At 58.6% G+C, this 1,015-nt stretch carries 2 pseudogenes; both read left to right on the forward strand.

Going from position 1 to position 1,015, the window contains the following annotated elements:
- Positions 1-182 (forward strand): annotated as a pseudogene (locus HX846_RS20510) (histidine/lysine/arginine/ornithine ABC transporter ATP-binding protein); the annotation flags it as partial.
- A gap of 25 nt (positions 183-207) precedes the next feature.
- Positions 208-977, forward strand: a pseudogene (locus HX846_RS20515) (transporter substrate-binding domain-containing protein).
- Positions 978-1,015 lie beyond the last annotated feature (38 nt).

Below are 1,015 nucleotides of genomic sequence, written 5' to 3' on the forward strand. Positions count from 1 at the left end.
CCGAAGAAGGCCGCACCATGATCCTGGTGACCCATGAAATGGCGTTCGCCCGGGATGTGTCATCCAAAGTCGCGTTTTTGCATCAAGGCCTGATCGAGGAAACCGGCTCGCCGGACTCGGTGTTTATCGACCCACGCAGTGAACGTTGCCGGCAGTTCGTCAACGCGCATCAAACTCGCTAACTCCAAAAAAAGACGGGGCAAGATCATGAAATCCAAACGATTGGCAAAGTGGTTGAGCAGTGCTGTGTTGATGCTGGCGGCAGGTACTGCGTTGGCGGCGGAGAAACCCATTGTGTTCGCGGTGGCGGCAGAACCCTACCCACCGTTCACGGTAAAGGGCGGCAATGGTGAGTGGACGGGCTTTGAAGTCGACCTGATCCATAAGCTCTGCGGCTTGATGAAGGCTGAGTGCCAGATCAAGGAAGTGGCCTGGGACGGGATTATTCCGTCGCTGCTGGCGAAGAAAATCGACGTGATTTTCTCCTCGATGTCGGTCACCGAAGAGCGCGAAAAACAGATCGCCTTCAGCCGCNNCTGAAGGGCAAGATCATCGGCGTGCAGATCTCCACGGTCAGCGCCAACTACCTGAAGAAGTACTACGAGAATATTGCTGACCTGAAGTACTACGACACCCAGGAATCGGCCAACGCCGACCTGATTGCCGGGCGCACCGACCTGATGATGGCCGACGGCGTCGCCATCGCCATGATGGTCAAGACCCCTGAGGCCCAGGGCCTGGCCGAAATCGCCGAAGTGCCTTACGACCCGATCATCGGCCGCGGCGTGGGGGCCGGCCTGCGCAAGGAAGACACCGAACTCAAGGCCCGGCTCGACAAGGCCATCGGTGAGTTGCTGGTGAGCAAGGACTACGCCGACCTGTCCCAGAGCGTGTTTGGGGTATCGGTCAGCCCGTGCAAACGCGCCGACACGCCTGCCTATGTGAGCAAAGTCTGCGACAGCCCCTACACCAACTAACCCGGTAGAAAGAGAGTGCTTGTGGCGAGGGAGCTTGC

The organism is Pseudomonas sp. K5002, assembly GCF_013386655.1.
GTDB lineage: Bacteria > Pseudomonadota > Gammaproteobacteria > Pseudomonadales > Pseudomonadaceae > Aquipseudomonas.